A 6,052-nucleotide genomic window follows, 5' to 3' on the forward strand; every position below is an offset into this window, starting at 1 on the left:
GCCGCAGCGGCAGGTCATCCACCACCGTGTCAGGCGGTCCCGCAGTTCGCGGGACGCATTTTTCGGCACGCTGAAAACGGTACCGGATATCTGGCCGATGCTGTACTAACGGCCAGGGGTGCGGCGATTTTCCGGGAGGGTATGAGCTCGCTCACGTTCCCGGCGTGTAACTTGCGCACGACGTGCCCGAATCGCTGCAATAAGGGCAACGGTGGCGAAACCTATGAGAAGTATGGGAGCCCGCAGGATCAGGTTGGACGCGATATCGATCGTTTTGCTCCTGAGGCCGCCTGTACCACTCCCCGACGACGGATGCACAAATCCGATTCCGACGACGATCAGAGCATAGACGAGCGGCGGCATTATAACGATCCCGATCAGATCGTCCGAATGCACCCGGGTAGCGGCAAGTATGCAGCCGGCAACGAACAGTATGCCGAATGTGATTCCCGGGGAGTCGGAAAACAGCAGGTCAACGGCTGCCCCGGCCGTCCCGGCAAGGACGACCAGGATGGCGGCACCGAGAACGGTCAGGCCTCGTCGGCTTCCCGTCACCACGGTGGGTGGGGGGGTACCGTTACGTCGGCCTTGGATTCGTCCCCGCTGGCCGGTGGGACGTCCGGTTCGTCCGGGCGGACCGGCCGACGGGCGAGGCGGCGGCGAGCTCACCTGGGCAAGGTACCGCCCGAAGTTCCCGCACGCGTCACCGGTGAGCGGCATCGCTGTGTGACGCTACCCTTGTATGACTTTCGGTGAGGTTTCTGGAGCTTTCGGCAACCCGTGCTGCGTTCGGCTCTCCAGCCCTGGTTACGGATGTGCTCGAGCTGTTCCCGACAAGCTCGGCCGCGGACAATGCCCGGACCCCTGCTTCCACCCGGGACGGCGCCGCGAGGACGTCCTCCACCACCTCCATCGCGGCAAGCCGTCGAGCAGGGACCAGCACCCGGCTCTCCAGCGATCCGACGGTCGCATTGAAGTCGGTGACGGCCTTGCCGAGTGAACGACCGAGCCGGTCCATGTGCTCGCCGAGGGTACCCAGGCGGGTGTAAAGATCTCTGCCCAACTCGAAGATTTCCCGGGTACGGGTGGTGAGTGCCTCCTGCGTCCAGGCATGGGCGACGGTCCGCAGCATCGCGATCAGCGTGGTCGGGGTGGCGATGACGACCTTCTTGGCCGCGGCGTGTTCGAGGAGGGCCGGATCCTTCTCCAGAGCGGGTGCGAGGAACGCTTCGGCGGGCACGAACAGCACTACGAACTCCGGGCTGGAGGGAAACCGTCGCCAGTACGACTTCGCGCCCAGCGCGTCCACGTACGCGCGCAGGTGCCGCGCGTGGGCGGCAAGCCGTTCGTCCCGCTGTTGGTCGTCGCGGGCCTCACCCGCCTCGAGGAAGGCGATGAGCGGCACCTTCGCGTCCACGACGATGTTCCTGTTGCCTGCCAGGTGAACGACCATGTCAGGCCGTTGCGTGCCCTCGTCGCCGAGGGCAGTCGGCTGTTCGGTGAAGTCGCATCGGTTGAGCATCCCGGCGACCTCGGCGACCCGACGAAGCTGCATCTCGCCCCAGGCGCCCCGCGTCTGCGGCTTACGCAGGGCTGTGACCAGCGCGGCCGTCTCCGCGCGCAGTCCCTCGGATACCCGCTGGACACCGCGGACCTGCTCGGCGAGGGTCGCGTACGCCTCGACACGGGCGCTCTCCAGATCCGCCAGGCGGTGCTCCATCTTCCCCAGCACATCCTGCAGCGGACCGACAAGGTGTTCGACCGCCGCGCGACGCTGCTCCAGATCTCCGGCAGCGTGGGCGCCGGCCTCGGCGAACCGGGCGGAGGCAAGTTCGAGGAACTGGCGGCTCGCGCCCTCCAACGCCTGTGCGGACAGCGCCTGAAAGGACTCCGCGAGGCGCTGCTGGGTCTGCTCGACCAGGCCGAGCCGTTCGGTCGCGGACCGCCGTTCATAGTCGAGCGCCGTCCGCATGCCCGCCACGTCGGCTTCGGCCAGTGCTGCCCGTTCCCGCGCGGCCTGCTCGCCGCGGCGCGATGTTTCCCGTTCGCGGGTAGCGAGATCGTGCTCGGCCGTGAGCATGGCGAGCCGGACGTCGACTCCCCGCCGGCCCGCCTGGAAGCCCGCGGTGACCCCGAGCAGCAGGCCGACGAGAAAGAGCAGGATGGTCGTGACGTCCATGGCCGACAGGCAATCACGGACGTCCGACACTTTGCCGGCGGCGATGCCGAGATGGCCGCCGTGATCAGTTCTGGGTCGGACGCCAGCCCGCGTAGACGGCGAAACGCCAGTCCTTGACCACACAGTCGACCTGGTGGAAGCCGGCTTCCCGCAGCCAGGCCAACTGGGCTTCGAGGGGCGCGCAGCGGTCGTGCGCCATTCGACTCAAAGCCGCGTTCCATTCGTCGTCGTCCGCGCCGGCCGTGCGGGCGCGACGTTCGTGAATGTCGGCGTAGCGCCTGGTCAGCGTGTCGTCCGGACCGTTGACCTGTTCGAGGTTGACGAACACGCCACCGGGTTCGACAACAGCGTGGACGCGGCGGAAGAGGTTCCGCTTGGCCGGGTCGTCAAGGTGGTGGATGGCCAGGGCGGAGACCACGGCGTCGAACGGGCCGGCCGGCAGTGGACCGGTGAGGTCGGCGACGGTCGTCACGACCGGGAGCGCCGCGCCCGCCGCGCCCGCCGCGCCCGGAGCCAGGCGAGCCCGTGCCCGCGCGAGCATCGGGTCGGCTCCGTCGAACAGGTGCAGGCGGGCGCCGGGGACCGCGTCGCGCACGGCGGCGGACAGCAGGCCCGTGCCGGCACCGAGGTCGAGGACCGCTGGATCGGCACGGCCTGTGTCCGCGACCAGTTCGGCCACCGCGCCGTAGAGCAGGTCAAACGAGGGCACCAACCGGCGCCGCTGGGCATCGTAGGTCGCCGGATCCCAGATGGTCTCACCATATGAGATAGTCATCTCATTCATTGGGCAAGTCTAATATCAGCTCCCTGCGGTGGCACCTGCCACGAGTGGATGAATCTCGAAATCGCCGCAGAAGTTCATCCCGTGGACGAGCCGCAGGCTGCGGGTCTCGCCCGGCGGTGTCACCGTGAGGCCGACGTAGGTCGGGCAGCTCGTCTGGTTTCCCGACGGGACGACGGTCCACTCCAGGCCGGCGGACGCGGTGCCGTTCGGCGGCAGCACCACCTGGGCCCGGGAGGTCGACGGGAAAATGTAGCCGATGGTCTCGCGTCTCGCGTCCGCGGCATCCCGGTTGTTGTCGTCGCGGGCCGTAACCCCTGGATAGCCGTCAAGCACGCAGCTGGTGCCGCTCGTGTTCGTGAAGACGAGGACGAGACCCTGGTGGCCCATACCGCCACCGCCGGCCGGGGACACCGTCGACAGTCGTAGTCCTGGTACGGCGCAGCGCACCGGGGACAGCGGCCGACCCGGGTCGATGGCAACGGTGCCTCCACGTGTCGCTTGACCTGAGGGCGGGCCGCCACTCGTGGGGACGGTGGTCGGGGAGGCGGCCGCGGCTCTCCTCGGATCGGTTGGACCCGCGGGCGCGACGGCGGAACCATCCCCGGCTACGTGTGCGCAGGCCGCGCACGTGGCCGTGATCGCGAGAGCGGGAACGATCTTTTCGAGGATCTTGCCCAGAACGAGCTTCATGGGACACACGTTCTCGCCCCGTCCCCGCCAGTTACACCTTCGCGGTGTTGTCCTCCTGTGGCACGCATCGGGGCTTGAATCGGGGCTCGAAAAGGATCGCCCCCGATGCGCGCACCGGATGCGGCACGGTCACGTCGGGTGCGTGACCGGGGCCTGGGACCAGGGCATGCGTCAAGGGGTGTGCGTGACCGCCGACTTGTCCCGGTGCCGCATGGCGCGCCCGGCCCCGTAGACTCCGAGCCCATGGGCTTGTCGATCGGGATCGTCGGACTACCCAACGTCGGCAAGTCGACCCTGTTCAACGCGTTGACCCGCAACGACGTCCTTGCCGCGAACTATCCGTTCGCCACGATCGAACCGAACGTTGGCGTCGTCGGGGTCCCCGACACCCGCCTCGACCAGCTCGCGAAGGTGTTTCGCAGCGTTCGGACGGTGCCGGCGACAGTCGGTTTCGTCGACATCGCCGGGTTGGTCCGCGGTGCGTCCGAGGGCCAGGGCCTCGGCAACAAGTTCCTGGCCAACATTCGTGAGTCCGACGCGGTCTGCCAGGTCGTCCGGGTCTTCTCCGACCCCGACGTCGTCCATGTGGACGGCCGGGTCGACCCCGCCGACGACATCGCCACGATCAACACCGAGCTGATCCTCGCCGACCTGCAGACCATCGACGCGCGCCTGCCCAGGCTGGAGAAGGAGTCCCGGGTCGACAAGGGCAAGCAGGTCCTGGTCGCCGCGATGAAGCAGGCCCGCGAGGTGCTCGACGCGGGCCGTACCCTCTCGTCCGACCCGGGTGTCGACCGGGCCGCGCTGCGGGAGTTGTTCCTGCTCACCGCCAAGCCTTTTCTCTACGTGTTCAACGTGGACGAGGACGTCCTCGCGGACGACACCCGACGTAAGGAACTCGCGGCGCTGGTCGCGCCGGCCGACGCGGTGGTGTTGTGCGCGAAGGTCGAGGCGGAGCTGACCGAGCTTCCCGACGATGACGCCATCGAGCTCCTGGAATCCCTCGGGCAGTCCGAGAGCGGCCTGGCGCAACTGGCCAGGATCGGCTTCCACACGCTGGGCCTGCAGACCTACCTGACGGCGGGGCCGAAGGAATCGCGGGCCTGGACGATAAAGGTCGGAGCGACCGCGCCGGAGGCCGCGGGTGTCATCCACACCGACTTCCAGCGCGGCTTCATCAAGGCCGAGATCGTCTCTTTCGACGACCTGATCGCGGCCGGTTCGATGGTGGCGGCCCGCGCGGCCGGGCGCGTCCGCATCGAGGGCAAGGACTACGTCATGGCCGACGGCGACGTCGTGGAATTCCGCTTCAACGTCTGATCGGGCACCGTTTCCGCAGGTCCCGCAGGGTGTGAGTGATCGCGTTCCACGACGGTTACACGGGACCATGCCGAGTCCACTGCCTTGCGGGTCCGATCTTCGCTGTCCGGCATCAGGCGGCCGTAGATGGACAGCGCGAGCGCGGCGTTGCCGTGCCCGAGCCGCTCGGCGACCGCGATCACGCTTTCCCCCGCGGCGAACAGGACCGAGGCGTAGCGGCGCCGAAGGCTGAGTGTTGCCACCACCCGGCGGGACCGCCTCCAGATCAGAAGTGATGGCGTGCCCGCGTCCCGCAACCGGCTGTGCGCGGAGCTGGCGTGCCATGTTTGCCGGGCGCTTCGCATCCCGTGGCCGAGTCAGCCGCTGCGGCGACGGATCCTCGCCGGGGGATCCAGACCCGATGGCCATCCTGACCGGATAAGTCCAGTCCGCTACGATAAGAAATCATTTCTATCGGTCGGGGGTCCAGTGTCTGACTCAAGCGGGGGTAGGCTCAGCCACCAGGAGTTCTGGACTGTCGTTGGCAGTGTTGGAACAATTATCGCGATTATAGTATCCGTTGTCCTGTTTATGGCTGACAACAATGAGAGAAAGTCGTCATCCATAGTGCCCTTTGCGTCGCCAACACCGTCCCCGACTGCTTTCACGCTGAAGCCGTCCCCGACTGCCTTCACGCTGAAGCCGTCCCCGACCTCCTTCACGCCAAGGCCGCGTCCCGCCATTGCAACCGATAATGTCTATGCTTTACCGTCGCTCACAAGCGGCGTCATAGGGAAGTTACCGAGTGGTTCGGCGGTTTACATATCCTGCACAGTTCAGGGAGAAACGGTATACGACTCCAGCGGAAAATCAAGCAGCCTCTGGGACAAGGTTGGCAATGGTTACGTTCCGGACCTCTTCATATATACCGGTACGGATCAACCGATCGCGCCGAACTGTTTCATTAGTTCCTGATGTGATAAAAGAACAGGGCCTTCACAGCTACGTGTGAGGGCCTGCTGGACGAGGGCCGGCGCAAGTTGATGCAGCCGATGGCTGACCGCCTCGGCATCGACTACCGGCAGTTCCAGCAGCTCCAG

Annotated in this window: 6 protein-coding genes; 1 reads left to right on the plus strand and 5 read right to left on the minus strand. The window is 66.8% G+C overall.

Features of this window, described 5'->3' with window-relative positions; all coding sequences use genetic code 11:
* Positions 1–105: 105 nt before the first annotated feature.
* The 4 genes from NBW77_RS22270 to NBW77_RS04895 form a co-directional block, all read right to left on the minus strand.
* Entirely contained in the window at positions 106–720 is a 615-nt protein-coding gene (locus NBW77_RS22270) for a DUF6542 domain-containing protein (protein WP_242605577.1), read from the minus strand.
* The gene (locus tag NBW77_RS04885) at positions 704–2,179 is read right to left on the minus strand and encodes a DNA recombination protein RmuC (RefSeq protein WP_131745422.1); all 1,476 of its coding nucleotides are present in this window, start codon (positions 2,177–2,179) and stop codon (positions 704–706) included. Before NBW77_RS04885 ends, NBW77_RS22270 begins: the two co-directional genes overlap by 17 nt.
* Before the next feature lie 64 nt (positions 2,180–2,243).
* Positions 2,244–2,954 (minus strand): class I SAM-dependent methyltransferase, encoded by a 711-nt coding sequence (locus NBW77_RS04890; RefSeq protein ID WP_349816963.1) that lies wholly within the window; start codon positions 2,952–2,954, stop codon positions 2,244–2,246.
* 24 nt (positions 2,955–2,978) lie between these two features.
* Positions 2,979–3,653: a DUF4232 domain-containing protein gene (locus tag NBW77_RS04895; RefSeq protein WP_131745423.1), complete on the minus strand. Its 675-nt coding sequence runs from the start codon at positions 3,651–3,653 to the stop codon at positions 2,979–2,981.
* Between the two features lie 243 nt (positions 3,654–3,896).
* On the opposite strand from NBW77_RS04895, the gene ychF reads away from it, so the two are divergent.
* The gene (gene ychF / locus NBW77_RS04900) at positions 3,897–4,973 is read left to right on the plus strand and encodes a redox-regulated ATPase YchF (protein ID WP_131745424.1); all 1,077 of its coding nucleotides are present in this window, start codon (positions 3,897–3,899) and stop codon (positions 4,971–4,973) included.
* Here the strand turns inward: ychF and NBW77_RS04905 are convergent.
* On the minus strand, positions 4,925–5,218 hold the full coding sequence (locus NBW77_RS04905; RefSeq protein ID WP_207386836.1) for a site-specific integrase: 294 nt from the start codon (positions 5,216–5,218) through the stop codon (positions 4,925–4,927). The two genes, ychF and NBW77_RS04905, sit on opposite strands and share 49 nt — an antisense overlap.
* Positions 5,219–6,052 lie beyond the last annotated feature (834 nt).

The sequence above is a fragment of the Frankia sp. Cppng1_Ct_nod genome, from assembly GCF_920656135.1.
Taxonomy (GTDB): Bacteria; Actinomycetota; Actinomycetes; order Frankiales; family Frankiaceae; genus Protofrankia; species Protofrankia meridionalis.